This is a genomic window from Mesorhizobium sp. M2A.F.Ca.ET.039.01.1.1, assembly GCF_003998035.1.
Taxonomy (GTDB): Bacteria; Pseudomonadota; Alphaproteobacteria; order Rhizobiales; family Rhizobiaceae; genus Mesorhizobium.
In genome coordinates this window covers 1-416 of the sequence record NZ_RZRY01001570.1, presented here as the reverse complement: position 1 = coordinate 416, position 416 = coordinate 1, and the positions used below count along the sequence as shown (strand labels likewise).

Annotated in this window: 1 protein-coding gene; it reads right to left on the bottom strand. The window is 67.3% G+C overall.

Annotation, left to right across the window (positions count from 1 at the left end; all coding sequences use genetic code 11):
- Positions 1 to 338 (bottom strand): HAD hydrolase-like protein (locus EOA24_RS40965; protein ID WP_127410973.1); only part of this gene is annotated, 338 nt, incomplete at its 3' end.
- Between the last annotated feature and the right edge of the window lie 78 nt (positions 339 to 416).

Genomic DNA, 416 nt, shown 5'->3' with positions numbered 1-416 from the left:
GTGCAGATCGCCAGCAAATAACCGGCGGCCTTGAAGCGGTCGAGCGCCTCGACAACGCCGGGGTAGGGGCGCGACTTGCCGGGAATGTTGAGCGTGTAGTGGTCGAGGAACAGCTGCAGCAGCCGGTCATGCTCCTCCACCGCCAGCGCCCGCTGCTGCGCGGCATGCGCCCGCTCGATCATCACCCGCCCGCCATGGCCGACGAAGCGCTTGAAGCCGGCCTCGTCGACAGCCGCCAGCGCATTGGCCGCCAGGCTGTGGTTCAAGCTGTCGAGCAGGTCCGGCGCCGTGTCGACCAGCGTCCCGTCGAGGTCGAACACGATGATCGGTCGGGTCATGGGCAGTCCTGTACGGTTGCGTCGCCAGAGGCGATGACCCCTGCGTCCCGATCAGGCAAGCCGGCTTGGTCAATCCAC